At 68.3% G+C, this 26,224-nt stretch carries 17 protein-coding genes; 9 read left to right on the top strand and 8 right to left on the bottom strand.

What is annotated here, in order from left to right; genetic code table 11:
* Nucleotides 1–30: 30 nt before the first annotated feature.
* Nucleotides 31–1,404, top strand: a complete 1,374-nt coding sequence (locus EV646_RS09755) for an L-serine ammonia-lyase (protein WP_132146386.1) — start codon at nucleotides 31–33, stop codon at nucleotides 1,402–1,404.
* Here the strand turns inward: EV646_RS09755 and EV646_RS09760 are convergent.
* Nucleotides 1,391–2,068, bottom strand: a complete 678-nt coding sequence (locus tag EV646_RS09760; RefSeq protein ID WP_132146389.1) for an alpha/beta fold hydrolase — start codon at nucleotides 2,066–2,068, stop codon at nucleotides 1,391–1,393. The genes EV646_RS09755 and EV646_RS09760 overlap by 14 nt on opposite strands.
* 169 nt (nucleotides 2,069–2,237) lie before the next feature.
* Between EV646_RS09760 and EV646_RS38825 the strand changes: the two genes are divergently transcribed.
* Both EV646_RS38825 and EV646_RS09770 read left to right on the top strand, forming a co-directional pair.
* Nucleotides 2,238–2,843, top strand: coding sequence for a hypothetical protein (locus EV646_RS38825; RefSeq protein WP_158290935.1), 606 nt, complete (start codon nucleotides 2,238–2,240; stop codon nucleotides 2,841–2,843).
* Nucleotides 2,844–2,890: 47 nt separating this feature from the next.
* Entirely contained in the window at nucleotides 2,891–3,085 is a 195-nt protein-coding gene (locus EV646_RS09770; protein ID WP_132146392.1) for a ribbon-helix-helix domain-containing protein, read from the top strand.
* A 262-nt stretch (nucleotides 3,086–3,347) separates the two neighbouring features.
* Here the strand turns inward: EV646_RS09770 and EV646_RS09775 are convergent, their stop codons facing one another.
* A complete protein-coding gene (locus tag EV646_RS09775) occupies nucleotides 3,348–5,642 on the bottom strand; it encodes a hypothetical protein (protein WP_132146395.1) in 2,295 nt (764 codons plus the stop codon).
* A gap of 145 nt (nucleotides 5,643–5,787) precedes the next feature.
* Nucleotides 5,788–6,597, bottom strand: a complete 810-nt coding sequence (locus tag EV646_RS09780) for a PaaX family transcriptional regulator (protein WP_132146398.1) — start codon at nucleotides 6,595–6,597, stop codon at nucleotides 5,788–5,790.
* A gap of 145 nt (nucleotides 6,598–6,742) precedes the next feature.
* Between EV646_RS09780 and EV646_RS09785 the strand changes: the two genes are divergently transcribed.
* From EV646_RS09785 to EV646_RS09800, 4 genes are read left to right on the top strand one after another with little or no spacing between them, the layout of a single operon-like run.
* Nucleotides 6,743–8,068: an MFS transporter gene (locus EV646_RS09785; RefSeq protein WP_132146401.1), complete on the top strand. Its 1,326-nt coding sequence runs from the start codon at nucleotides 6,743–6,745 to the stop codon at nucleotides 8,066–8,068.
* A 15-nt stretch (nucleotides 8,069–8,083) separates the two neighbouring features.
* Nucleotides 8,084–9,745, top strand: coding sequence for an FAD-dependent monooxygenase (locus tag EV646_RS09790; RefSeq protein WP_132146404.1), 1,662 nt, complete (start codon nucleotides 8,084–8,086; stop codon nucleotides 9,743–9,745).
* Nucleotides 9,742–11,748 (top strand): acetate--CoA ligase family protein, encoded by a 2,007-nt coding sequence (locus EV646_RS09795; protein ID WP_132146407.1) that lies wholly within the window; start codon nucleotides 9,742–9,744, stop codon nucleotides 11,746–11,748. The genes EV646_RS09790 and EV646_RS09795 overlap by 4 nt, the downstream gene beginning before the upstream one ends.
* Nucleotides 11,748–13,382, top strand: coding sequence for a (2,3-dihydroxybenzoyl)adenylate synthase (locus tag EV646_RS09800; RefSeq protein WP_132146410.1), 1,635 nt, complete (start codon nucleotides 11,748–11,750; stop codon nucleotides 13,380–13,382). The genes EV646_RS09795 and EV646_RS09800 overlap by 1 nt, the downstream gene beginning before the upstream one ends.
* On the opposite strand, the gene lysX is transcribed toward EV646_RS09800, so the two are convergent.
* Complete coding sequence (gene lysX / locus EV646_RS09805; RefSeq protein ID WP_132146413.1) at nucleotides 13,379–16,735, bottom strand: bifunctional lysylphosphatidylglycerol synthetase/lysine--tRNA ligase LysX; 3,357 nt, start codon at nucleotides 16,733–16,735, stop codon at nucleotides 13,379–13,381. The two genes, EV646_RS09800 and lysX, sit on opposite strands and share 4 nt — an antisense overlap.
* A 109-nt stretch (nucleotides 16,736–16,844) precedes the next feature.
* Between lysX and EV646_RS09810 the strand changes: the two genes are divergently transcribed.
* Both EV646_RS09810 and EV646_RS09815 read left to right on the top strand, forming a co-directional pair.
* On the top strand, nucleotides 16,845–17,498 hold the full coding sequence (locus EV646_RS09810) for a DUF998 domain-containing protein (RefSeq protein ID WP_158290936.1): 654 nt from the start codon (nucleotides 16,845–16,847) through the stop codon (nucleotides 17,496–17,498).
* A complete protein-coding gene (locus EV646_RS09815; protein ID WP_158290937.1) occupies nucleotides 17,495–18,235 on the top strand; it encodes an alpha/beta fold hydrolase in 741 nt (246 codons plus the stop codon). Before EV646_RS09810 ends, EV646_RS09815 begins: the two co-directional genes overlap by 4 nt.
* On the opposite strand, the gene EV646_RS09820 is transcribed toward EV646_RS09815, so the two are convergent.
* From EV646_RS09820 to EV646_RS09835, 4 genes are all read right to left on the bottom strand, one after another.
* Nucleotides 18,232–19,458 carry an ROK family transcriptional regulator gene (locus tag EV646_RS09820; protein ID WP_241995693.1) on the bottom strand — a complete coding sequence of 409 codons (1,227 nt, stop codon included), beginning with the start codon at nucleotides 19,456–19,458 and terminating at the stop codon, nucleotides 18,232–18,234. The two genes, EV646_RS09815 and EV646_RS09820, sit on opposite strands and share 4 nt — an antisense overlap.
* Nucleotides 19,459–19,627: 169 nt before the next feature.
* The gene (locus EV646_RS09825) at nucleotides 19,628–22,552 is read right to left on the bottom strand and encodes an ATP-binding protein (protein WP_132146425.1); all 2,925 of its coding nucleotides are present in this window, start codon (nucleotides 22,550–22,552) and stop codon (nucleotides 19,628–19,630) included.
* A gap of 110 nt (nucleotides 22,553–22,662) precedes the next feature.
* Nucleotides 22,663–22,881 (bottom strand): hypothetical protein, encoded by a 219-nt coding sequence (locus EV646_RS09830; RefSeq protein ID WP_132146428.1) that lies wholly within the window; start codon nucleotides 22,879–22,881, stop codon nucleotides 22,663–22,665.
* Nucleotides 22,878–25,592, bottom strand: coding sequence for a type 2 lanthipeptide synthetase LanM family protein (locus EV646_RS09835; RefSeq protein WP_241995695.1), 2,715 nt, complete (start codon nucleotides 25,590–25,592; stop codon nucleotides 22,878–22,880). The genes EV646_RS09830 and EV646_RS09835 overlap by 4 nt, the downstream gene beginning before the upstream one ends.
* Between the last annotated feature and the right edge of the window lie 632 nt (nucleotides 25,593–26,224).

Raw genomic sequence — 26,224 nt, forward strand, 5'->3', positions numbered from 1 at the left:
TCAACGGCGACCGGAAGGAACCTCCACAGCATGGCGATCAGCGTCTTCGACCTGTTCAGTATCGGGATCGGCCCGTCGAGTTCCCACACGGTGGGACCGATGCGAGCCGCCCGCACCTTCGCATTCGGCCTCGCCGCCGACGGTCTGCTGACGGACACCGCGACCGTCGAAGCCCAGTTGTTCGGCTCACTCGGCGCGACCGGGCACGGCCACGGCAGCAACAAGGCGGTCCTCCTCGGCCTCGAAGGCGACGACCCGGAGACCGTCGTCACGCATTCCGTCGACGCGCGAGTCGAGACGATCCGGGAGAACGGCCGGCTGCGGCTTGCCGGCTCGCATGAAATCGCCTTCGACGAGAACACCGACCTCGTCATGCACCGGCGCAAGACGTTGCCGTACCACCCGAACGGGATGACCTTCGTCGCTCGTACGGCGGATGGCGCCGTACTGCGGGAACGCACGTACTACTCGGTCGGCGGCGGGTTCGTCGTCGACGAGCACGCGGCGGCCGGGGATCGGATCGTGCCGGACACGACACCGCTGAAGTATCCGTTCACCACGGGTGCCGAGTTGCTCGATCGGTGCCGTGAGTCGCAGCTGTCGATCAGCGAGGTCATGCTCGCGAACGAACTCGCCTGGCGGACCGAGGAGGAGATCCACGACGGGTTGCTGCGGATCTGGCAGGTGATGCAGGACTGCGTGCAGGAGGGTTGCGAGACCGAGGGGATCCTCCCGGGTGGTCTGAAGGTGCCGCGGCGGGCCGCCGCGCTGCACAAGCGGCTGTCGCAGGATCCGTGGTCGGTGGATCCGCTCAAGGTGATGGACTGGGTGAACCTGTTCGCCTTGGCCGTGAATGAGCAGAACGCGTCCGGTGGGCGGATCGTCACCGCGCCGACGAACGGTGCTGCTGGCATCATTCCCGCCGTACTGCACTACTACCGGCGATTCGTGCCGGGGGCAACGGATGACGGAGCGGTTCGCTTCCTGCTGACCGCCGGCGCGATCGGCGTACTGTACAAGGAGAACGCGTCGATCTCCGGTGCCGAGGTCGGCTGCCAGGGCGAGGTCGGGTCGGCCTGCTCGATGGCCGCGGCCGGGTTGTGCGAGGTCCTCGGCGGTACGCCGCTCCAGGTCGAGAACGCGGCCGAGATCGCGATGGAACACAACCTCGGCCTGACCTGCGACCCGGTCGGCGGGCTGGTCCAGATCCCCTGTATCGAACGCAACGCGATGGCGTCGGTGAAGGCGATCAACGCGGCCCGGATGGCGATGCACGGCGACGGCGTCCACGTGGTCACCCTCGACAAGGTGATCAAGACGATGCGCGAAACCGGCGCGGACATGAAGATCAAGTACAAGGAGACGTCGCGCGGCGGCCTCGCCGTCAACGTCATCGAATGCTGAGGACGCGTTCCGGATCCTCGACGTGGGCGTTGTGGCCGAGGCCGTTGATCGTGACGACCTGATCGTGGAGTTCTTGGAGTTCCTCGGTGGTGTTCATCGGGTCGTGCTCGCCGCGCGCCAGGACGACGTCCGCTTGTGCCGCCGCGATCAGGGCCGGCATATCGGGTGCGCCAATGCCGAAAGTGCCGGGGTCCATGGCCAACCGCCAACGGCCGTCGAGTTCGTTGAGGCCGTGCTCGACTGCCCGATCGCTGGGGTCGACGAGTCCTTGCAGGCCGGAGACCTTGAGGAACCGCGCGGCCGCATCCTGCTTGGTGTCGAACCACGCGACTGGCTTCTGGGCCAACGCGTTCGCCCGGCCCAGATCGTCCTCGGACCAGGTGCACTTCACCCCGAGCGCGATGACGCTTTCGACCTGTACGCCGTACTTGCCGCTGGCCAGCTCGAGTGCGACCACGCCGCCGAGCGAATGACCGACGAGCGCGACCTCACGCCGTACGGTCATGGTCTCGGCGACGGCGGCAGCCATCGAGCTGAAGGTGTACGACGGGAGCGCGGGAGCTGAGCCATGTCCGGCGAGGTCCGGGGCGAGGCGCGGTTGCGGCCAGCCGTCCCACACACGTCCGTTGGCTCCGAGCCCGTGCAGCAGCACCAAAGTCGACATGAGAGCCAGGCTGGCACAGGATCTTGGTTGACGCCTGGTTGCTTGGCGCGCCTGTTCGGTGACTCATTGCACTGCTACTGATACGTACCGGTATTCAACTGTCAGATCTTTGCGATCTAGTGTGGAATTTCTTCCAGGAAACGTTTGAAGGCGATACTCTCCGGGACTTGTGAAGCCGTTCGCCGCCACGGCAACCCGTCCCCCTTGGCTGAACCCGCACCGGCTTCGCCAACCCGCCGTCGTACTCGGTGCCCTGCTGGCGCTCTACGCCGTCCTGGTCCTGATCGCCCTCCTCGGCGGCCCCAGGATCGGCGCCCCCTTCCTCCCCCTCCCCGGCGGCGGCCCAGACCCAGCCAACCCGGTCGCCGGCCTCCAGCCGACCCAATCCACGACCGACGGCCCCACCGTCCCCCGCGACTCCGAAACCCCCGCACCACCAGCCACCGCCACACCCACACCGTTGCCCTCAGCAACAACTGGCACCACCGATGGCCCCGCCACTTACCCGCCCGCCGCCAACACCCCCACCCCCGAACTGGCCGGCGAAACCACCACAACCTTCCCACCAGCCACCCACACCCCACCCGCCCCCAACACCTCCACCCACCCAACCTCAACCACCACCGCCACCTCCAACCCGACCACGCCCCAACCACCCACCTCCACTCAACCCACCTCCCCACCCACAACCCCTGATGACCCCGAACAACCAGACCCACCAGGCGGTCTCGGCGGTTTCCTCGGCCACCTCTTCGACAAGCTAGGAGGCCTGTAGCCATCCCGGCGGCCGCTGGAGCATTTGACGTGCAGTACCGTCGAGGGATGCCCCTGAAGCGTCGCACGGTGTACATCGATGAGGCCGACCTGACGCTGATCAGGCAGGCCGCCGACCGGCGCGGAATCTCATCCGCCGAGGTCATCCGCGAGGGAATCCACTTGGCCGCATTGACGAACCGGTCCTGGGACGATCCTCTCGACTGGCCCACCTTCGAGCCCGTGGCGAAGCCACACCAGTAACCTCCCGTCGGCCGCCCCGGGCCCCCGGAATCTGCGCGCGCTCACGGCTGGTGGTGACCTTGTGCACCGCTCGACCATCGTGTGGCGGCGTGTCGTGGTCGAACCGTGCACAAAGTGGGCGCGACCCTCCCCGGTCGACGGGCCTGGACCACTGGTCCGGCGGTGCGCCACGAAGCCCGCGACCGGGTCGGTGGACGTGCCCTAGGTGCGCAGAACCCCTGTGCCGGGAGGGGTTTCGGCACAGGGGTTCTGTGGGGGAGGGTTAGTTGAAGGTGCGGTCGGGGCAGCCGAGCATTTTGACGGTTAGGGGGCCGTCGGTGGTTACGTTGAGGGTGGCGGTGCAGGTGATTTTGGCTTGCTGGGGGTCGATGGTGACTGTGCTGATGTTGGTTGCGGTGATGTCGAGGCGGTTGGCGACCGGTGCGGTGACCGGGGCGGGCTTGGTGCGGTGTTCGGTGGTGTAGGCGTTGACCGGGACGGTTGAGCCGGTTTCGACGCCGGCGCCGGTGACGACTGGGGCCGCGGGGGCTTCAGTGAGGCCGAAGCCCTGGGACTTGACGTCGATGGTGCCGAGTTCGCCCGACCGGCTCTGGATGTTGCTGAGCCAGTACGCGTGGTCACCGACCAGGCCGGACTCCGGGTCGTCCATCGCCGGGTTGCGTACGTACGTGACATGGAACGGATCCTTGACGCCGCGCATGTCGCCGAGCCAGTCGGTCAGTACGCCCCAGGTCGCGTTCGCGCACATCACCACGTGGTCGGACGAGGCGCCGAGCCAGCTGTCGAACTTGAAGTCGTACTGCGAGCCGGCGATGTAGGCGTTGGCCCGTTCGCGCGGGATGTTGTACGGGATGTAGTTGTCCGGCAGACCGGCCCACTCGAGCACCGGCTGGTTGCGGCGTGATGGCAGCAACGGCGTCAGTGTCGAGCCCGGCTCGTGCTGCGTCACGGTGTCGACCGGCAGCGTGTCGGCGATGCCGTTGATGCCGGGGAACGACGGTGCCATGTTCAGACCGTCGCAGATGAAGGCCTTGCTGAAGACGTCCGGGAACTGCAGCGACAGCTTGTTCGCGCTGTACGCGCCACTCGAGAAGCCGCTCATGACGGTCCGGGTGGGGTCGAGCCCGAACGCCCGCCGCGCATCGGCGAGCGCTTCGAACACCGACGTACCGGACCGGCCATAGGACCAGTTGTCGTTGCCGCGGCCGTCGACGGAGATCACCACGGTCGGCGCCGACGGGCGGTTCGCGACCTGGTGGAAGAGGTCCCGGTCACCGGCGGGGAGGAGTTCGGCCATGCCGGGATCGCTGACTTGGTCGTTCGCGCTCTGGGCGTAGCCGGGCGTCCAGACCATGCTCGCGTACCCATCTGCCGGCTTCGGCAGATCGGGGACGTAAGCAACATAGCGCTGCAGCCTGCCCGGCAGGTCGGACACACAGTCGTCCCGGCAGATCCAGCCGAACTGCACACTCGTACCGGAACCGCCGACAGTCGCGCCGTTCTGCTGGGTGAACGACCCCAGCGGCGGTTGCCCCGGGTCACTCGGCAGCCGACGGCCCTGACGTACTTCGCTGTTCGTCGCGTAGATCCGCTCGATATAACCGGAGGTCGGCACAGCGCTGTCGTCGGTCACATGCTGCTGCAGCTTGCCGAAGTCAACGGTCGCGAAGAACTTGCTGATGTCACCACTCGCGAGTGCCGTCTTCTGCGCGTCGTTGAGCCACGGCGAGTCGAAGGCCTCCTTCCGGAAGGCGACATCGAAGTACGCCGACGGTTTCAGCAGCCCGCTCGTGATCGCACCGCCCGGGTGGGTGGCGTCGGCAACAGCCTGCGGCACCAAGAACTTCCCCGCCGCGCGATCCCACAGCCCGGCCGCCGCGGCGACCCGGATCTTGCGCGTGCCGGGGTCGTAGGCGGTGTGCGGGACACGCACCTCGACCTGCCGGCGCTCGACGTCGACCGACACGGTGACCGCGGACTTCTGCCCGGTGGCCGCGTCGATGATGTCACCGGTACGGCCGTGCACAGTGACGAATTTCTCCGCGGGCATCCGCGTGTTCGAGCCGTACGGCGCCTCGTGCGGAAGCAGCGAGGTGCCGAGGGCAATCGTCGTACCGACGAGCTCGGGATCGGTCATCGTGTTGAACGTGACCCGGAACGCGGTCGAGTCGGCGAGCGGCTTCATCCGGACCTCGACCAGGTCGGCCGCGTTGCCGCGGTACGCCGGATCGGTCGGGTATGTGTAGGCGAAGGTCAGCGAGTGTTCCGGCCAGTTGGTCGGCACCAGCTGGGCGCCCTGGTCGTCGTACACGCAGCCCTGGTTGAGGAATTCACCGGCGCGGTACGCGCTGGTGTGGCAGATCTGCGTGGGCTTCGCCTGCCAGATGCCGGTGTTCTCCAGCTGTGGCGCTGCCGGCGGCGGAGCATTCAGTACGGCGGGACCCGGGGCCACTGCTGCAGCTGTCGCGGTCGTCTGCTGGGCGGCGGAGGGGTACGCCCACCAGGCGAGTAGCCCGCCGGCCGCAAGAACGGCAAGGGTCGAATGGATCGGTCTCATCGGCTGTGCCTCCAGAGCACACAAGATGGGGACGGTGGACCGGGGCCGGCGATCCGCTTGAGCCTCTGGATTGAAATACATATCAACGCCGTTCGTCAAGAATCTGACACATGACAACGTTGTGCGGTCCGAAAAAGCTGACGGGTCAGGCGACTCGGTCGGTCGCGGAGAGCTCGGTGAAGAAGCGGTCGGCGGGTTCCTGCAACGCTTCGTGAGCCTGCAGGAAGAGATCGTGGGCCTCCCGGCCGTGCCAGCCCGCGGGCAGGAGCTCTTCGGGCAGGTCGGGATCACGGAAGGGGAACAGGCGGTAGTCGTGGATGAGTTCCATCCGCTCGACGAGCGCCTGCTTCGGTGACACGGTGCCGGCGCGATAGGCCTTCATCCGGGGCCGGTACGTGCGCAGCAGTTCGGCGTAATCGGCGTCGAGGGAAGCCAGATCCCAGCATCGGGCGGCCATTTCACGATCGCGGGACAACCCCGACGACGTGCACCGCAGGAGATCGAGCCGCACCGATTCCTGGTCCGCGAAGTGTTCCTGGACTTCGGTCAGCCGGTTGTGCGGACTGACCCAGGTCGACGATGCCAGCGGCCCGAAACCGAGCCAGGCAAGCTCTTTCCGGAGCTCTTCCCGCACTCCGCGCTCACTCTCCGGCACGGAGTAGATCACCATCGACCACTGCCGGTCCCACGGCTCGCGGGAGCGTTCGAAGATCCGTGTCCGCCCCTCGTCCATCAGTCGCCAGCTCTTGTCGTTCAGCGCGTAGACCGTCTCGCGGCCGTCCCTGCGGGTGTCGAACCAGCCCTCCCGCCGCAGCCGCGCCATCACCACCCGCACGGTGCTCTCGCCGACGTCGAAGCACTCCAGTAGTGCTGTCAGCGTGCGCAGCCGCACCTCGCCGCCGTGGTAGCGGATGTAGTCGCCGAAGAGGTCGAAGACGATCGACCGTGGCTTCATGGCGTCTCCTCGGAGCCGGTCCCAGTGGTTCGCTGCGCTCATCTTCTCATGGTGCCATCTGAAGAGTGTCAAAGTCTTGACGGTCGTCGTGTAATCGGCATACTTTCCAAATATCCCCACTGCCCCGGCCAGGAATCGAGGCCACATGTCCAGTCCTTCCGCCACCACCTCAAGGTCCAGCGCCGGCCTCTGGGTGGTCGCCATCTGCTTCGTCACGATCGTCTTCGACGGTTACGACCTGATCGTGTACGGCGCCGTCGTACCGTCCCTGCTGAAGAATCCCGACTGGCACCTGACCCCGGGTCAGGCCGGCGCGATCGGGAGTTACGCGCTGACCGGCATGGTGATCGGCACGCTCTGCGTCGGTGCGCTCACCGACATCGTCGGGCGCCGCCGGATCATGTTCGCGAGCATCACCTGGTTCTCGCTCGCGATGGGAGCGACCGCGCTGGCGCCCAGCGCCGAGGCGTTCGGCATCCTGCGTTTCGTCACCGGCCTCGGCCTCGGCGGCGTGGTGCCGACCGCGATCGCGCTGACTGTTGAGTACGCGCCGCCGCACCGCCGGAACTTCAACAACGCGCTGATGTTCTCCGGCTTCTCCCTCGGTGGCGTGCTGGCCGCCGTACTCGCGATCAACCTCGTGCCCACCCAGGGTTTCCGGATCATGTTCTGGATCGGCATGGCGCCGCTTGTCCTGGTCCTCCCGCTGGCCTGGCGGTTCCTCCCTGAGTCGGTCAGCTTCCTGCAGGCCCGCGGCCGGCACGACGAAGCGGCTGCTCTCGCGACGAAGTACGGCGTACAGCCGGAGCCGGTCGCGGCCGGGACCCCGAGCAAGTGGAGCGCTCTCGCGGTGTTGTTCGGTCGCAAGCACCTCGCCGCCACGATCCTGTTCGGCCTCGCGAGCTTCTTCGGGCTCCTGCTCGTCTACGGCCTCAACACCTGGCTCCCGCAGATCATGCGGCAGGCCGGCTACCCCCTCGGCTCCTCGCTGAGGTTCCTCCTGGTGATGAACCTCGGTGCGATCGTCGGTGCTCTGTTGGCGTCGACGCTCGCCGACCGGCTCGGCTCGAAGGTGGTCACGACGGTCGCCTTCGCTCTCGCCGCCGGCTCGATCTACGCACTCAGCACCGACCCGGCCGCGTTCGCCCTCTACCTGCTGATCGCGATCGCCGGCCTGGGCACGGTCGGTACGCAGATCCTGGTCAACGGGTACGTCGCAACGCACTACCCGGCCGGAAGTCGTGCGACCGCCCTCGGCTGGTCCCTCGGTGTCGGCCGGCTGGGCGCGATCGTCGGCCCGCTGTTCGGTGGCTGGGTGCTCGACTCCGGGCTTAGCCTCGACTGGAACTTCTACGGCTTCGCAGTCCCCGCTGTCCTCGGTGCACTGGTGATCGCCGCCGTACCGCGGACCGGCCGGGAACGGCGGCCCGAGCCGGCTCTTGGCACCAGCCCGCAGACGACTCAGGCCTGAGAAGAAGGAGTGACGATGCGGATCGCATGTGTCGGCGGTGGCCCCGGCGGGCTCTTCCTCGCCACCCTGGTGAAGGCGAACGACCCGTCGGTCGAGGTGACCGTGTTCGAGCGCAACCGCGCCGACGACACCTTCGGCTTCGGGGTGGTGTTCTCCGACGCCACGCTGGCCGCCATTCACGCCGCCGACCCGGTGGTCCGCGACGCACTCACGCAGTACGGCGTGCACTGGGACGCGATCGAGGTCCGGCTCAAGGGTGAGCGCTTCACCTGCGGCGGTATGGGTATGGCCGCGATCGCCCGCAAGACGCTGCTCGCCGTACTGCAGCAGCGGGCCCGGGACATCGGCGTCACGCTGCGGTTCGAGACCGAGGTGGACCTCGACGACCTCAGCGACTACGACCTCGTGGTCGCCGCCGACGGCGCCAACTCGCGGATCCGGGAGCGCCTGGCGGGCGCCCTCGAACCGATGGTCGAGACGGCGGCTGCGAAGTTCATCTGGTTCGGTACGACGTACTCGTTCAGCGGACTCACCTTCGTGCACGAACGCGGTGACGACGGCGTGTTCGCCGTACACGGTTATCCGATCAGTCCGGATGTGAGTACGTTCATCGTCGAGACGGACCGGGAGTCGTGGCTGCGGGCCGGGCTGGACGAGTTCGACGTGTCCCAGCCGCCCGGGCCGAGCGATCTGAAGACGAAGGTCTATCTGGAGAAGCTGTTCGCCGACCAGATCGACGGTCACCCGCTGCTGGTGAACAACTCGCGCTGGGGCAGCTTCCGGACCCGGCGCACGGGTCGCTGGGCGCACGGCAACGTCGTGCTGCTCGGCGACGCCGCCCACACCGCGCACTTCTCGGTCGGCTCGGGCACCAAGATGGCGATGGAGGACGCGGTCGCGCTCGCGGCGGCGCTCTCTGCGCATGACGATCTGGGGGCTGCGCTGGCGGCGTACGAGGAATCGGCGCGGCCGTCGGTGGAGAAGATCCAGGGATCGGCGCGGCCGAGTCTGTCCTGGTGGGAGCACTTCGGGCGCTACCACGACACACTCGAGCCGTGGCAGTTCGCGTTCCACTTCCTCACCCGCAGCATCAGCGGTGGGAAGCTGGCCCGCCGCGATCCCGCCTTCGTGGCTGCGACCCGTACGGCGTGGCACGCGCAGAACGGGCCCGCGCCGCTGGAGACACCGTTCCGGTCCGGCAGCTTCGCGGTGCCCGGTCGTCAGGTGGAGGTGGACTTGCAGCACTCACCAACTGCCGCAGAAGCCGGGCCGCCACGCTCAGGTGCGCGAGCCGGCACAGCCGACGCCGTCGTTGGTGAGTGGGGGCGGTCCGCCCTTCCGCTGTTCTCCGAGCCGCCGGACCGTGTGCGGGACTGGGGATTGTTGCTCGAGGCGCCGGCAGATGAGCAGGAGTTGCCTGCGGCGTTGGCGTCGCTGCACTCCGGCGTACTGGCTGGACCGGCGCTGGTGGCTGTGCACGGGGGTTCGCGGTTGACGCGGACCCTGCTGGCGGAGGAGTCGCGGCTGGCGGCCGGGACCCCCGCGATGGTGGTTGATGACGAGCTGACCTCGGACGACGCGGAGACCCTCCTCCTCTCCGGGCGTGCCGACCTGGTGGGCCGGACCAGCGGCGCAGTCCCGGTCGAGGTCAGCCGGAACGTGGGAGGAAGCGCGTGAGCGGGCTGGACGGGTTGTTCACCCCTCGCGGGGTCGCAGTGATCGGCGCCTCGCGCAACCCGGCCAAGCTCGGCGCAGTGATGGCGCGCTCCCTCTCCACGTACGACGGACCACTCGCGCTGGTGAACTCACGCGACCCTGAGCTCCACGGCTCTGTCGAGGAAGCCGTGGACGTGCTGGGCGCACCGATCGACCTCGCGGTGGTCTGCGTACCCGCTCCGGCCTCTGCTGACGCCGTAGCCGAAGCAGCCAAGGCTGGAGCGACCGCAGCACTCGTCTGCGCTGGCGGCTTCGCTGAGGCCGGTCACCCAGAACACCAGCAAGCGTTGGCGGACGTCGTCGAGCGCTACGGCATCCGCCTGCTCGGTCCCAACACGTCCGGCTTCCTGGTGCCGTCGCGCAAGCTGACCGCCAGCTTCGTGCCTAGCGCGGCCGACGTTCCGGCCGGTGGAGTAGCCGTGGTCGCAGCCAGCGGCGGTGTGAACCACGCGGTGTCGTTCCTGCTTGCCGAGGCCGGGTACGGCGTCAGTGTCGCGGTCGGCCTGGGTAACGCCGCAGACGTCGACGCGACCGACGTACTCGACTATCTGCTCGACGACCCGGCTACGACGGCCGTTGCCCTGCACATCGAATCGGTTGCCGACGGCTCACGGCTGGCTGCCGCTGTTGCGCGGGTGTCCGCTGCCAAGCCGGTTGTCGCGTTGGTTGTCGGCCGCAACGATGTCGGTGAGTTCGCCCAGTCGCACACCGGCGCGCTGGCCACCTCCTGGCGTACGACACGGGGCGTACTTCGGCAAGCAGGTGCTGTGCTCGTCGACGGCGAGCGCCAGTTGGTTGACGCAGTGGGCGCGCTGTCCATGACGCGGCTGGCTCCGGCTGCAGACCCAGGTGTAGGTGTCGTGACTGCTCAGGCCGGCCCTGGATTGCTGTTGCTGGATCGGCTGCGCGGTTCCGAGATCCGGGTGCCGACGCTGAGCGATGCGACGCAACAGCGGGTGGCTGAGCTGCTGCCACCGATGACGTACCAGGCCAACCCAGTGGACACCGGTCGGCCCGGGCCTGGGTTCGGCTCGGTGGTGAAGGCAGTCGGTGGGGACTCTGATGTCGATCTGGTGGCGGTCTACGCGTTGACCGAGCCGGACAGCCTCGACCTGGTGTCCGAGCTCTCCCAGCTGGAGTCGGTCGGCCCTACTGTGGTCGGCGTGGGCGGTTCCAGTGTGGACGTTGGCGTCGTCCGGTCCGGCCTCCATGAGCGGGGGTTCGCGGTCGGTACCAGTCCGGCCGCACTGGCTCATGCTGTCCGGGCTCTGGTCGAGGACGCGCGGCTTGCTCACAGGCGTGACGCGGCCGGCTCGGCTGCGCCGTTTGTTGAGGTGGCGGCGGGCAGGTGGGACGAGGACCAGGCGAAGTCCGTGCTGGACGCACTGGGTATCCGTACGCCCGTGCGCGTCGCCTGTGACACCGCGGGGGAGGCGCATGCGGCCCTGGATCGCCTTGGTGGTCCGGTCGCCGTGAAGATCCTCGACGCCGCCGTGCTGCACAAGACCGAGATCGGTGGTGTCCACCTTGGCATCCGCGGCCACGGAGACTTGGCAGATGCCCTGGCGAAGCTTGGCGACCGACGCGTGCTCGTTGAGGCCATGGCTCCCTCCGGAGTCGACCTGATCGTCGGTGCCCGGCGTGACCCCGTCTTCGGGCCAGTGGTGCTGGTCGGCCTCGGTGGTACGACGGCCGAGGCGCTGGCGGACGTCGCCGTACGTGCAGCGCCTTTGTCTGTGGCAGAAGCGTCGTCTATGCCCGACGAACTGCTCGGCCGTGCGCTGCTGGATGGCTGGCGTGGTGGGCCGGTGCTGGACCGGTCGGAGCTGGCCGAGGTGGTACGGGCGCTCGGACAGGTGTTGCTGGACGCGCCACACGTCGACGAGATCGAGATCAATCCCCTGCGGCTCACACGCGACGGCCTGATCGCGCTGGATGCCGTGATCACCGGCAAGGAGAAGTGATGGTCAGTCCGATCGCCGCTGGCGTCGTGCCGTGGCCCGCTGAGGATGCTGCCCGCTATGTCGCGGCCGGCTACTGGGAGGGCCGCAGTCTGCCGTTCCACATCTGGGCGCAGGCGGAGCGTACGCCGGACAAGGTCGCACTGGTGGACGGTGGCCTCCGGCTGACGTACGCCGAACTGATCGCCCGCGCCGACGCGGCAGCTACCAAGCTGACTGGGTTGGGGCTTCGTGCCGACGACCGGATCGTCGTACAACTGCCGAACGGGTGGGAGTTCGTCGTACTGACTCTCGCGTGTCTGCGGGCAGGCGTCGTACCGGTGATGGCTTTGCCGGGGCATCGGTATCACGAGCTGTCGTACTTGGCCGCGCATGCTGAGGCCGCGGCTATCGCCGTACCGGATGTACTGCGGGACTTCGACCATCAGGAGCTGGCTCATCGGCTCGTCGACGAGGTGGACTCGTTGCAGCACGTGCTGGTCGCTGGTGACGACCTGTACGACGGCAGCGTGGACCTGCGCTCGCTGTGCTCAGGCGCTGGGGTCTGGGACGGGGCTGAGCCTGACAGCCGGAGTGTCGCGGTCTTCCTGTTGTCAGGAGGTACGACGGGGCTGCCGAAGCTGATCGCTCGTACGCACGACGACTACACGTACAACGCCAAGCGCAGCGGTGAGGTGTCCGGCATGGACGCCTCCACTGTCTACCTGGTGTCATTGCCTGCTGGACACAACTTCCCACTCGCCTGCCCGGGGCTGCTCGGCACTCTGCTTGTCGGCGGGACTGTAGTCATGCTGCCAAGTCCGGAGCCTTCACGAGCCTTCAAAACCATCGCTGCAGAAGGTGTTACCCACACTGCGGTCGTGCCTGCGGTCGCTCAGCGCTGGCTGGATGAGTACTCCTCGGGCTCGGACGACCTGTCGTCGCTGCGAGTCCTGCAGGTGGGTGGTGCGCGGCTGGCCGACGAGGTGGCGCGCAAGATCAAGCCGGTCCTCGGCTGCACGCTGCAGCAGGTCTTCGGGATGGCGGAAGGCCTCCTCAACTACACCCGGCTGGACGACCCGGAAGACATCATCTGTACGACGCAAGGCCGTCCGATGTGCCCGGACGACGAGGTCCAGGTGGTCGACCCACTGGACCGTTCGGTCCCGCCCGGCGAACCCGGCTCGCTGCTCACCCGCGGTCCCTACACACCCCGCGGCTACTACAAGGCCGAGCAGCAGAACGCGCGCGCCTTCACCCCCGACGGCTGGTACCGCAGCGGCGACATCTGCCGCGTAGTTGCCGGTGGCAACCTCATCGTCGAGGGCAGGGACAAGGACATGATCAACCGCGGCGGCGAGAAGATCTCCGCCGAGGAGGTCGAGAACCTCACCTACACCCTCGCCGGCGTCCAGCAGGTCGCCGCCGTCGCCATGCCCGACCCCCGCCTCGGCGAACGCGTCTGCGTGTACGTCGTCCCCCGCGAAGGCACCGCCATCACGCTCGAGGACGTCCGCCACTCGATGGAACAACTCGGCGTCGCGGCGTATAAACTCCCCGAGCGCCTGGTCCTCACCAACGAACTCCCCACCACAAAGGTAGGCAAAATCGACAAGGCAGCGCTACGCGCCGACATCGCCGCCCGGCTGGAGGTCTAGTCGCGCGGGGCTGGGCGGACGAAGGGGAAGGCCAGGGTTGCGCGGATGTTTTGGCCGGTGAGCATCATCATGACGCGGTCGACGCCGATGCCGAGGCCGCCGGTGGGTGGCATGGCGTATTCCAGAGCTGACAGGAAGTCTTCGTCCAGGGACATGGCTTCGGGGTCGCCGGCGGCTGCCTTCAGGGACTGCTCGGTGAGGCGGCGGCGTTGTTCGATCGGGTCGACGAGTTCGGAGTACGCCGTACCGATTTCGGCGCCGAAGGCGACCAGGTCCCAGCGTTCGGCCAGACGTGGCTCAGTGCGGTGCGTCCGCGTCAGCGGCGACGTTTCCAGCGGGAAGTCGGTGTAGAAGGTCGGCACCGTCGTCGTCGGTTCGACGAGTTCGTCGTACAACTCGAGCACCAGCTCGCCGGCGGTCAGCTCGAAGGTCGTGTGTACGCCGTGCTCCGCGCACAGCTCGCGGAGTCGCTCGGCCGGGGTGTCGGCGTCGATCGTCGTACCGGTGGCCTGGCCGACGGCGTCGTGCACGGTGATGACCGGCCAGTCGCCCGAGATGTCGATCTCGCCGTCCGGGCGCTGCACCACCGGCTTGCCGAACACCGCGGTCGCCGTCTCGATCAGCAGTTCGCGGGTGAGTTCGCGCATCACGTGATAGTCGGCGTACGGCTGGTAGGCCTCGACCGAGGTGAACTCCGGGTTGTGCGTCGCGTCGGCGCCCTCGTTGCGGAAGTTGCGGTTCAGCTCGAACACCTTGCCGAGCCCGCCGACACTGAGCCGCTTGAGAAACAGCTCGGGTGCGATCCGCAGAAACAGGTCGGTGTCGTAGGCGTTGATGTGGGTCACGAACGGCCGCGCGTTCGCCCCGCCGTGGACCGCCTGCAGCATCGGCGTCTCCACCTCGATGAACCCGCGCGACTCGAAACCGTTGCGCAGGGCCCGCACCGCCGTACTGCGGTGCTGCATCATCCGGAGCGTCTCCGGATTCATCACCAGGTCGAGGTGACGCTGCCGGACCCGCGCCTCCGGATCGGTGAACCCCTTGCGCTTGTCAGGCAAGGGATGCAGGCACTTGGCCGCCATCAGCCAGTCCGTCGCCGCGATGGACAGCTCGCCGCGACGCGTGGTGACCACCTCGCCGGTGATGCTGACGTGGTCACCAATGTCGACAAATCGCCGCCACTGGTCGAGCGCCGTATCGCCGCAGGTCTCGGCCGTCAGCATCACCTGCAGTTGCGACAGCCCGTCCTGCAGTTGCGTGAACGCCAGGCCGCCGTGGTCCCGCATCCGCATCACGCGACCGGTGACGGAAACCGTCTGGCCGGTGTGGTGGTCGGGCGGCAGGTTCGGGTGCAGCTCCCGGATCCGCTCGAGCGTCTCCGTCCGTGGCACGCTGACCGGGTACGGATCGATGCCAGCAGCAACAAGTGCCGCCAGCTTGGCCCGGCGGATCTGCTCCTGCTCGGTCAGCTTCCGATCCGGCAATGCAGGCCGCAGCAGCTCCTGCTCCTGCGCACGTACGGCGCTCGCGAACCCGCCTCCGTCCGCCGCACGGATCGCGTGCCGCTCGGCCGTTTCGACACTGTCCACGCGGGTCCACGGCCGCGGCGCGGGCAGGAAGCCCTCGGCGGTCCCGGCCGCGAGCAGCACCTGGGCGAGCGACGCACCACGCGAGTAGCAGATGAGCCTTGGCGACCACCGCGGCAGGTACTTCGCGTTCGACAGGTAGAGACTCTCCAGTTGCCAGAAGCGCGACGCCGTCGTGAGCAGCGCGTTGGTCAGCCGCAGCACCGGCCCGGCGCCGACCCGCTCCGCATCGCTGAAGATCTCCCGGAACATCGCGAAATTCAGCGAGATCCGGTGGACACCCAGATCCCCGCACGCGTCGACCAGCGACGTGACCATGAATTCCATCAGGCCGTTCACCGACTCGGAATCACGCCGCATCAGATCCAGCGAAACCCCGCGAACACCCCACGGCACAAACGACAGCAGACCACGTACGGCGCCATCCGCGTCGCGAGCGATCACCATCACGCAGCGCGCGTCCGCCTGATCACCCAACCGCCCGAGCGCCATCGAGAAGCCACGCTCGGTCTGCCCGCCGCGCCACCGCTCGGCCAGTTGGACGTACTCAGCCAGCACCTCAGGCGACAGGTCGCCCTGCCGAACCACCTCGGCGTGGTAGCCGGCCCGCTGGACCCGCGTCACCGCCTGCCGGACCGGTCGCATCGTCCGGCCTTCCAGGGTGAAGTCGGCGACGTCGATGATCGCCTCGTCGCCCATCGCCAGCGCCCGCAGCCCGGCGTCGACGTACGCGTGCGCGGCCTCCTCGCTCGCGGACAGCACGGCCGGGGACCAGCCGTAGGTGCGAGCTTCGGCGAGCCAGCGCTGGATCGCGGCCGGCCAGGCGGCTGGATCGCCGAGTGGATCGCCACTGGCGAGACTGACCCCGTTGACCACGCGATAGGCGATCGCGGCGTCGTTGCCGGGGGAGAAGATGACCGCCTTGTCCCGGCGGGTGGCGAAGTACCCGAGCGAGTCGCGTTCCCCGTACAGGAGGAGCAGGCGGCGGGTTTCGAGTTCCTCGGTCTGGGTGAGGTAGCGGACCCGGCGGACGGACCGCAGGAAGATGGCGAAGGCGATCACCAGCGACGCGGCCGAGATCGCGCCGACCGACAGACCGATCCAGCCGTGCCCCTCGTGGCCGCCCATCTTGCTGCGTGATTGCCCGAGTGCGGCGATGATCGCCCAGCCGACCTTCTCCCGTTGACCGGACAGCGTCCTGGGGAAGATCTGGGTCAGGGTGATGCTGACCGCGGCCGAGATCATCAGCCCGAGGACGAGCGAGCCGACCGCCAGCCGCCTCGTCCCAGGCGCCAGCCGGGCCGGGAACGCCGCGCGGATCTTCCACAGCAGCACGATGATCGCAGCGACCACGACGACCTGCGCGATGGCCCACTCGAGGTCCACCACACTCGCGCGGCCGAACTCGCGCAGCAGTTCGGCATCCTCCGGGTTGCTCAGCCGCACGCTGGTGAAGGCGACATTGGCAATCTGCGCGACCAGCCAGAGCGCCTCGAAGACCCACAGCACCCAGAGCAGCGCGGCTCGCTTGCCGCGCAGCAGCGCGCTGCCGACGACGGCCAGGTAGACGGCGGAGAAGAAGGTGTGCCCGGCCGGGATGCCGACGAAGTCGAAGGCCTGATCGACCCGTCGTACGTACGCCGGCGCGAACAGATGCAGCGGGATCGCGAGGAACGACCAGACCGAGGCCGCCACCACGACACGTCCGACCCAGACAGCAGCACGCTGCTGCCACTCGGGAATCGACTCCTGCTGTTCGGACCGCACCAAGCGATCATCCCACTTGTCCTCGGAGGTTCCGGTGGACCTAGCACTACCGAGACGGTGTACCTGAAGCGACAGTCAAATGCTTGGCCTCTGTGCGAGGCTGACGGGCATGGTCGCCGTCCCGTATCGCCTGATGCGTAACGTGATGATCGCCGCGGGGGTGCTGTACTGCAGTCTGCTCCTGGAGATCGCGGCCGGATTCCCGCTCAACGTGCACTACTCGTTCCTCAGCGAACTCGGTGCCCGCGACCAGCCGACTTCGCCGTACGCGCGGGCGATGGACCTGGGTGCGAGCGTGCTCCTGCTGCTGGCCGCGATCCTTGGCCGGCCGGCCGCTCGGATGAACCGGGAGGTCGCCGGATTACTGATCAGTGCGGCGGTTTTCGGCGCCGGAACGCTGTTCGACTCGTTCTCCCCGATGGACTGCGCGCCGTCGGCCAACCCGTCCTGCCACGACTCCGGCACCGCCGCGCTGCTCCACGAGATCACGTCGACCATCGCCGGCGTTGGCAGCGTCGTCATGGGCATCTTCGCGCTCCTGGTCCTCGGCCGCCTGGGCTGGGGCGGCCCATGGAGCCGCGTGCTCGCGGCATCCGCGGCCGGTGTCGCGGTGACCCAGGCGTGGCTCGGGATCGAGACCGGTCTCGAAGTGTTCACCGGCGACTTGCACCCGCCAGGCATCCTCCAGCGCGTTTCAGTCCTGCTGACATGCCTAATGTTGGCGACAGCCCTACCCGGCCTCAGGCAAGCTTTCCTTCGATGACAACTACCTGGATCGTGTTGCCTGGGCTGGCTGAGACTCCGGAGGAGTTCGGCCGGGTCGTCGAGCTGCTGCCGGGGCTCGATCTGCGGGTGATCGATCCGTGGCGTACGCCGATCACGTCAACGGTCGACGAGTTGCGTACGGCGGCCGGAGTCGCGCCCGAGGCGGAGATCGGGCTGATCGGCCACTCCATCGGCGGCCTCGCGGCCCTGCGATGGGCGCTGACCCGGCCGCTGGAAGTGACCCGGCTCGTGCTCGTCGACACGAGCCTGACCTCGGAGACGGGCTTCCGATGGCTGTATCCGGGCACGCGCGCTGACCGGGCGATCCGGGCATTCCTGCGCTTCCTGGGCCGGATCGGCCTGCCGCAGTTGCTGGGCACCGCGCTACGACGCCTGTTCGTCCGCATCGGCAGCAGGTCGAACCACGACCTGTTGTCCAAGGCAACCGCGAAGGAGCGGTACGGCGCCGCGCTGTCGTGGCTGCTGTTCTGGGACGAGCTGGCGAACAGCTGGGAGCTGGCCGCCGAGGTCGGCAAGCTGGTCACCGAACTGGTCTCGCCCACGACCCTGCTGGTGGCGACCGGCGGCAGCTCCCGCTTCACCGCCAACCGCTGGCTCGCCTGTCAGCAACGCCTGGCTGACGCCCTCCACGGCACGGTCGAGGTCCTCCCCGACTCAGCCCACCTCATGCACCTGGATCGCCCAGACGCAATCGCCACCGCCGTCCGCGGCTAGGCAGTGCTGGTCAGCGCTGGGGTCGGGAGCTTGCGCTGCCAGACCTCGTCGAGTGCCATGCGCATGGCTCCCGTGACCACCGCGTCCTCAGCCAGAGCGGACAGCTCCAGCTTCGGCTGGTTCAGCGTGAGCATCCGCAGTTGGTCCGAGATGGCATCCAGCAGTACGGCGCCCGCACGGGCCACGCCGCCACCGATCACGACCGCCGTCGGGTCCAGCACCAGTACGGCGGGAGCCAGAGCCCGGGCGAAGTCGCGCGCCACCTGCTGTACGACGGCCTGAGCCACCGGGTCACGCTCTGCCGCGGCGGCGAACACATCCGCCGTGTCCAATTGCTCGCCACCCAGCTCGGCCAGGCGGGAGTCGGGGCTGTCGAGTGCAGCCTGGCGGCCGAGCGCCGCAATGGCCTCCGAGCCGACTGCACGCTCCAGAGGCCCCCGGCTGTCCTCGGGGTTGATCACGTCGTCGGGCGCGGTCGCGATGAAGCCGATCTCACCAGCCGCGCCGGTGCCCCGGTGCAGCCGTCCGTCGATCACGATGCCGGCACCCAGCCGCTCACCCCACTGGACCGCCAGCAGCGTGCCGGTGCCACCGCGGGCGGCAGCGATGGCCAGCGCGGCCAGGTTGGCGTCGTTGTCGAGCATGACCGGGCAGTCGAGCAGACTGCGGACATGCTTGGTCAGGTCGATTGCAGACCAGCCCGGAACGCTCGGGACCAGCTGGACCCGGCCGGTGTGCTCGTCCACGATGCCAGGGCTGGCGGCGACCGCTGCCGCGATGTCCTCAGCCCGTACGTCGGCCTCCGCCAGAGCCTCGGTGATCACCTCACTGATGACTCCCAGCAACTCCTGCGCGCTCCAGCCCGGCCCAGAGCGTCGTACCAGGGCGAGCTTGCGGCCGGCCAGGTCGGAGACGCCGACGGTCACCCGGTGCGGGCCGACGTCCAGGCCGAGCACCGGCGCGGCGCGGCCCCGGAGGGAGACGCGGATGGCCGGGCGGCCGAGCGAGCGGTCCGCGGAGTCCGGGCCGTGCTGCTGGAGCCAGCCGGCGTCCAGCAGCTCGTCGACGGCTTGCGCCACGGTCGGTCTGGCCAGGCCGGTCCGCTCGACCAGTTCGGCGACGCGCAGTGGTGCGGGCGCGGAGCGGCGTACCGCGTCCAGGACCGCGGCGACGTTGATCCGGCGCAGCATCGTCGTGCCGCCGCCGACCGTTCCCTTGCTCATGTCCGACCCCTTGCCTGCCACTCGCCTATCCTAATAGAAAGCGAGCGTTCATAACTTACATTTGCCTGGCGCACCGGCGGGCGGTTACCGACAGCGTGAGTCGACAACTATCACCCTCCGGTCATCGCACGTCCCAGCACACGCATCAGGTCCGGAATCGGACCAGCGGTCAGTCCGCCAGAACGGTCCGGGCGAAACTGCTCAAGGCCTCCCGATCCGGTTGCTGGGTCTTGGTCATCAGGCTGGCCACATGCTTCTCCACGGTCCGCGGGGAGATGTGCAGCCGGGACGCGATCGACTTGTTGCCGATCCGGTCCACCAGCAGCCGGCAGACCTCGTACTCGCGGGTGGTGATCCCGAGCTGGCGCAGATGCGCGGGCACCTGCTCGCTGCCGATCCGCCGCTGCTGCACCGTCGCACCGAGCTGACGCAGCAGGCTCCGGCACGCACTCGCTACAGCCGGGATCTCCGCGTTGTGGAAGTAGTCCTCCGCCTGCCGCAGCCAGGCGACCGGCTCACCCCACCCGTCGGCGTGCGCAGGCTCCGCCACCATCCGCAGCCCCAAGTGGCGGGCCATCGGGTAGAGCGACGCCGTCTCCAGCGCCTCCAGCATTTTGGCGTTGGCTGCCTCCACCTGACCGTCCCGTCCGAGCAGTACGGCGTGTGCCAGCTGCACGAACTGCTTGTTCCACCGCATCCCACTGGCCGCGGCCGCGGTGATCGCCTCGAAGTGTGCCCAGCCGTTGCGACCGGACAGCACTCCGAGCAGGAGGCCCAGCCCGTACTTACCCGACGTGTGCAGTGTCGTCGGGTTCTGAGCGTCGTACGCGAGGGCTTGCGCCATCTCGGAGTCGGCCAGTTCGCGGTTCTCCTCCAGCAGCGCACAGAACGTCCGGGCCAGCCCGTAGGAGTACGGGAGCTCGTACGACGCTCGCTCGCCACCCCAGTTGGCCGCCTCCGCCAGCGTCGCCTCCATCGCCGTACGACGGCCTTGGTGTGCTTCGAGGATCGCCTTCGTGGAGAGGAAGTACGTCGCCGAGCGGCCGAGCCGGAGGCGCCGGGTCACCTCCAGGCACTCGTCGATGAGAACCCTCGCCTTGTCGTACTCGGACCGCAGGATCGCCTGCTGGCCGAGGATCCCGTCGACCTCGTAGGCCAGGGGGATGGCACCGATCCGCAGCGCCTGCTGCCGGGCCCGCTCCAACTCGACGATGCTTCCTCCTGCCAGGCAGATCGTGCCGGCCTGGAAGATGTGCGAGCACACCCGCTGGAAGGTCATGTTGTGCTCTTCGGCCACCAGCCGGGCGCGGTGGAAGTAGTCGATCGACCGATCGAGGTCGTGCTCGCGGGACAGGATGCCGAGCAGTTGCAGCGCGTCACAGGCGACCGCGGGCAGCTTGGCCCGTTCGGCGGCCTCGGCGGCCCGGGTGGCGAGCTCGGTGGCGGCCTTGAGCCGGCCGGGACTTGTGCGGGCCAGCTCGAGGTGTGCGGCGATAGCGTCCACCGGCGCCAGGTCCGCGTCGCCGGCGTCGACACCGAGCAGCGTCCGCGCCGTTGCGACCTGCGTCAGGGCTGCCGACCAGCGGCCGGCCATGTGTTCGAGGTTGGCCAGCTGGACGTGCAATGCGGCGACCTTGCGGCTGTCCAGGTTGCGGTTGGCCATGTCTTCGATCGTCGCCGCGTGCTCGGCGCTGTTCTCGAACTGGCCGGTCTCGCTCAGTGCTATCAGCAACGACCCCAGCACCTCAGCTCGATGCGTGCTGTCGGCTTCCCCGGCCAGCAAGGCGTTGGCGCGCTCCAGCAGCTTGACCGCCGATCCCATCGCCCCCTCGTCGAAGGACCGTCGCCCGGCCGTCGCGAAGAGCCGGCCGGCCCGGCCCTTGTCCCCACCGGTCTCGGCGAGCTCGGCCACCATCGGGCACCACTCACCCGGCAGCCCGGGGTGCAGCTCCTCGATCGCGTCCGCACAGCGTCTCGCGAGTGTGGCCCGCTCGGTCGGCGTCAGCCCGGCAAGCAACGCGTCAGCGGTCAGCGGATGCCGGAACGCGTACCAGTCCGGCACCGGCTCGTCGGGCCCCACCAGCTGCGCAGCAAGCCCGGCCCGCAGTGTGGCCAGCAGCAACCGTTCGTCAGTCCCAGTCGCCTTCCGTACGACGCTCAGCGGGAACCGGTGCCCGATCACAGCCGCCAACACGAGCAGGTCACGTGACTGTGGCCCCAGCTGGTCAGTCCGGCTACTGATGCTGCGTACGACGGCTGCGGGCACACCGGTCTGCAGACCGTCGACGACCTGAACACTGCCGTCAGGCTTGGACAGCAGCTGCCCTGACCGCGTGGCCTCTTGCAGCAATTCCTCAACAATAAAAGGGACTCCGGCGCTGTCCTGCCACAGCCTGTCGACCAGATGGTCGGGTACGCCGCTCACCGGGACTTCGAGACAGCCGGAAGCGAGCTCACCAACCTCGGCCCGGTCCAGCGGCTGCAGCTCGATCAGCGCAGCCGAGCCACGCTGTGCGGACAGTCTGGCGAGTTCAAGCGCCGCACACGTCTCCGACCGCAGCGTCGCGACCAGCGTGATCGGCTGCTCGTCCAGGTTGTCGAGCAGGTACTCGATGACGGCCAGCGTCTCGGGGTCGGACCCGTGCAGATCCTCCAGCACCAGCAGGCATCCACGGTCCTTGCCGACCAGTGCCAGCAACCGCAGTACGGCCTCACCCAGTACGACGGCCGACGTCGCCGTGTCATGCGCCGTACCGTCGTCCCAGTCGGGGACCAGGCGCCCGAGCACCTGCCGGTAAGGACCGAGGCCGTCGGCGGCGGGCATCTCGCCCCGGCGGATCAGCGACAGCAGAGCCTCGGTGAACGGGCGGAACGCGACCATGGTGCCGATGGCTCCGACCCGGCCGCGCAGGGTCGCCATGCCGCTGTCGATCGCCCGGGTGGTGGCGACGCCGGCCAGCCGGCTCTTACCGATTCCGGGCTCGCCGACCAGGAAGACCGCACCTCCGTGACCGCCTGCGGCCGAGGCCAGCAGGCGGTGGAGATGATCGATCTCCCGGTCTCTGCCGACCACTCTGGGCGCACGGGTCTGCATGCTTGCCAACTTTAACGACGTCTGGCTTATACCGCAGCGAATCGGCGGGGCCTCCCGGCCACCCCCCAGTGGACCGGACGACCCCGCCGATCAAACGTTTGCCGGGCCGGTCAGGACTCGATCGTCGGCCAGGTGCTGCTGTAATCGGTGGCTGCGACCGCGATGGCGAACGCGCTCATCCCGACGGTGCCGACCAGGGCCATCGCCCGGGCGCCGACCTTGTTGCGCTTCGGCAGCGTGATCGGGCCGATCGGGTCGATGCCGTCGGTCTGCGGCTCGGCGTCGTACTTGCCATCCTGGTCCTGCGCAGTGTGGTGCTGGGCGGTCATTGCTGTCTCCCCTGTGTCGTGTGGGCCGACCTCTTCGGCCCGCTGGTTGGTTCGAGCAGCAGGACGGACGGAACGCGTTCGGAGAACGCCAGCCGGAGCAGGCCGTAGCCGATTCCCGCCAGGCCGGTCAGCAAGCCTGGAGACGGAACCGCCCGCGGTGTACCGCACTGTGGTCCGTACTGCTGTACTGCTGCGAGCACCAGCCCGGCCCGGCGTCTCCGGACCCCCTCCACGGCTGCGTGATCGCGTGCGGCGAGCCACACGATTGGCTCCACCGCGCCGAGCTCGCCATGACACAGACTCAAGTCGGCAAGCACCGGTCGTTCGGTTGCGGCCCTCAGGTAGGCGTCGAGGTCCGCGGGTACTCCGGCGCTCAGCCGGGCCAGAGCGGTCCCGGCATCACCAGAGCACCAACCGTGTCCACCAGGGCGGACACGTCGATCCAGATCGGCCGCCGTTCTCGCGGCGTCCGCGTACTTGTCACCAGGTACGCCGTACTGGCCGAGGGCCCAGGCGATCCCTTGGTAACCTCGGGCGAAGCCGGAGGCCGCTGCTACTCGGCCCCGGCGTACGCCGAGTTCCACGGTGTTGACCAACTCGTCGGCGTAGCGCTTTGCTAGCCGAGTGGCCGACGGCAGCCCGTGGATCGATTGCATGGCGGTGAGTCCGCCGGCGGCTCCCTCGGCGTACGTCGGGAACTCGGTGGGCTCGGGCTTGAGCTGCTCAGTGAGTTCGAGCGCTGCCGCGAGCCAGTTGGTGAGTTCTGCGTCGCCGAGTAGTGAGCAGAGACGGTTGAGGCCGTAGCTGATGCCGCCCAGTCCGTGCAGGCCAGGGCCGACCAGTTGCGCGGACTCCAGGTCTGCAGCCAGGTTCTCCAACAGAGTGGGGATCGGGCGGATCGCGTCACGTGCCAGCTCGCAGTACTTGTGCGCTCCGGTCAGGACACCGACCTGTGCGAGGAAGAGCGCCGTACCGGTGTAGCCGTGGGAAAGCCCTGCACCCATTGGCCTTACGGCCCAATGGTGGTCGTCGAGTAGCTCCAGTCCGAGCCAGTTCGCCGGGCCGCCGTGCTCGCTGAGCACCTGCGCCATGATCTCGTCGGCGATGTCCGTGGCAGCGGCCAGTAGCTGCTCCGGGTCCGCCTCGGTGGCACCGACGTCCGGCCGGCTCGCAGTGGCGGCGTGCACTACTGGCTCCGGCCGGGTGGCGAGTGACGCTGAGATCAGCCACTTCTGCCGGTGCTCGTCGATGTCGCTGAGCTGTTGGACCTTGGCTTCGACAGTCGTGAGGCCTTCGGTGGTGAGCACGTTGGGGATGCGAGTGCCGTCGGATGCCCACACGTCCCGGCTGTCCGGCCGAGTGGTGAAGAGCGGTACGTCGCCTGCCCACAGGTCAGCGAGCTCATACGGCACGATGGCGTGCAGTGACTCGTCTGCGTCCCACAACAGGTCGAGAAGCTGGCTGCGACCGGCTGCGTCCCGGAGTGCGTCCGGGTGCGTCGCCTCGTCCAAGAGCGTTGTGTAGAGGTTCGTACTGCGGGGGACGAAGCGGATCTCGTCCTGCGCGCAGCACCGCAGCAGACCGATGAGCTCGTCCCGGTGCCAGACAATCGCCTCATACGCGGCCCGGAACCCTGTGAGCACAGCGATTTCGTGGTCTCGCGGTTCCATGTACACGCCGTCGAGCAGTGGCCGGTTGCCGGCGCCTTTCGTCTTGCCCGGACGTCGTACTAGGTGCATGGAGTCCAGGCCCGCGTCGGCCCAGTCGACCACGCTGGATGGTGCTGTCGCGTCGGCGTCGCCACCTAGCCCGGAGAGGTCGACCACGCCGTGTTCACCACTCACAAGCAGTGGCAGGAGTGCGGTGCGGTAGACCGAGCTGAGAAGAGAGCGGTACGCCGGATCACGGCTGAGCGTTCCTACGAGGTTGTGGCTCGGGTGGAACAGCGTCTCGATGTCCACGAGGACCGGCTGGTCTCCGACCGCGATCAGGTTCTCGTAGTGCATGTCCGTGCCGTCCAGCACGTACAGCAGTGCCAGCAAAGCGCCTTGCCGGTGGTAGAACCGGCGTACGTCGCTCAGGTCGTTGCACGGCCGATGTACGACGTACTCCAGCCAGCCGTAGCCAGGCCGGGGGAGCAGGTCGACCGTGCTGATGTCCAAGCCGGTCTTGGTGTTGAGCCAGTCGACCAGCTCGTTGAAGTGCTGGTGCAGGTCGAGCGGCCGGGGCTTGTAGACCAGCCGCCGCCCGTCGGCGAAGGTGAGGGTTGCCGTGGACCGCCCGCCCCGGTGGGGATCGCCCCCGGGGTCGATCGCGGTCAATGCGCCAGGATCACGGCCGCCGAGCAGTCCGGCGACGAGCGACTCACGGTCCTCGGCGAGTCGTGCCAGCAGTTCGAGGTGACCCTCGACGCCTTGCCGGCACGACTCGCCCAGGACCCGGGCCAGCACCGGGTATGCGGCCAGGAACTCCGCCAGCTCGCTCCCTCCAACGAGCCGGTGGGTGAAGTCCAGAAAACGTTCGGCCGGGGTGTCACCGGCCAGCGCGCCACGGTCGCGGGCACGGGCGAGCTCCAGCACCAGCGTGCGCGACGCCAGCTTCACCAGCCGCAGCCCCAACCTGTGCAGGAACTGCTCAGCCAGTACGCCGGGGTGCCCGGCAGCAGCCAGGTCGCGGCGAGCTGAGGCGAGCAGCGGCTCGAGGCACCGCATAAGCGCCTGCCGCCAGTCGCTGTGCCCACCCGATGCTCCGTCAGCCCCACCTGATGTGTGGTTGGCGGTAGCTACGGTCCCTGCAGGGCTGCGACCGGCGGCAGACGCGGTCTGGATGGTGGAGGTACTGCGCTCCACGTACTCCGCCCAGGGCGGGACGGTGCGGCTCACCTCGTGCGGACGCATACCGGCGGACCACCAGGCTTTGCGCTGGTCGGTCCGGCCTGGCCGGGCGGTCGCTGAGTTGAGCACTCGCACAGGCTGCCACCGGCCCCCCACCCCAGACATGGGTAGCGAGCCCCCATATTTGTCGCTCAGCGTGCTGTGTGGGCAGGCGTGCACCTGCCGCGGGGTGACGACTGGGGGTTGACCACCCCGCGGCAGCAGTGCCCTTGCCGGCCGGCCTTTGGTGGAAAGCAGGCGCGGCTCAGGATGGGAGCGCTACGGCTCCCAGCTCTTTGTCTGCACTCGTCTTCGGCCTCCTCTGTCCGCGAAATCTGGAAGGAACGGCCGGAACGATGCCTGACCGATCAGGGGTTCGGCAAGGGCTCCGCACCCCCAATTTCGAGGCCGGCGAGTACCGCAGACAGATGGGTGCAAACGGACTGGAACATGGGGGCCGTACACCCATG

The organism is Kribbella antiqua, from assembly GCF_004345665.1.
GTDB classification, from domain to species: domain Bacteria; phylum Actinomycetota; class Actinomycetes; order Propionibacteriales; family Kribbellaceae; genus Kribbella; species Kribbella antiqua.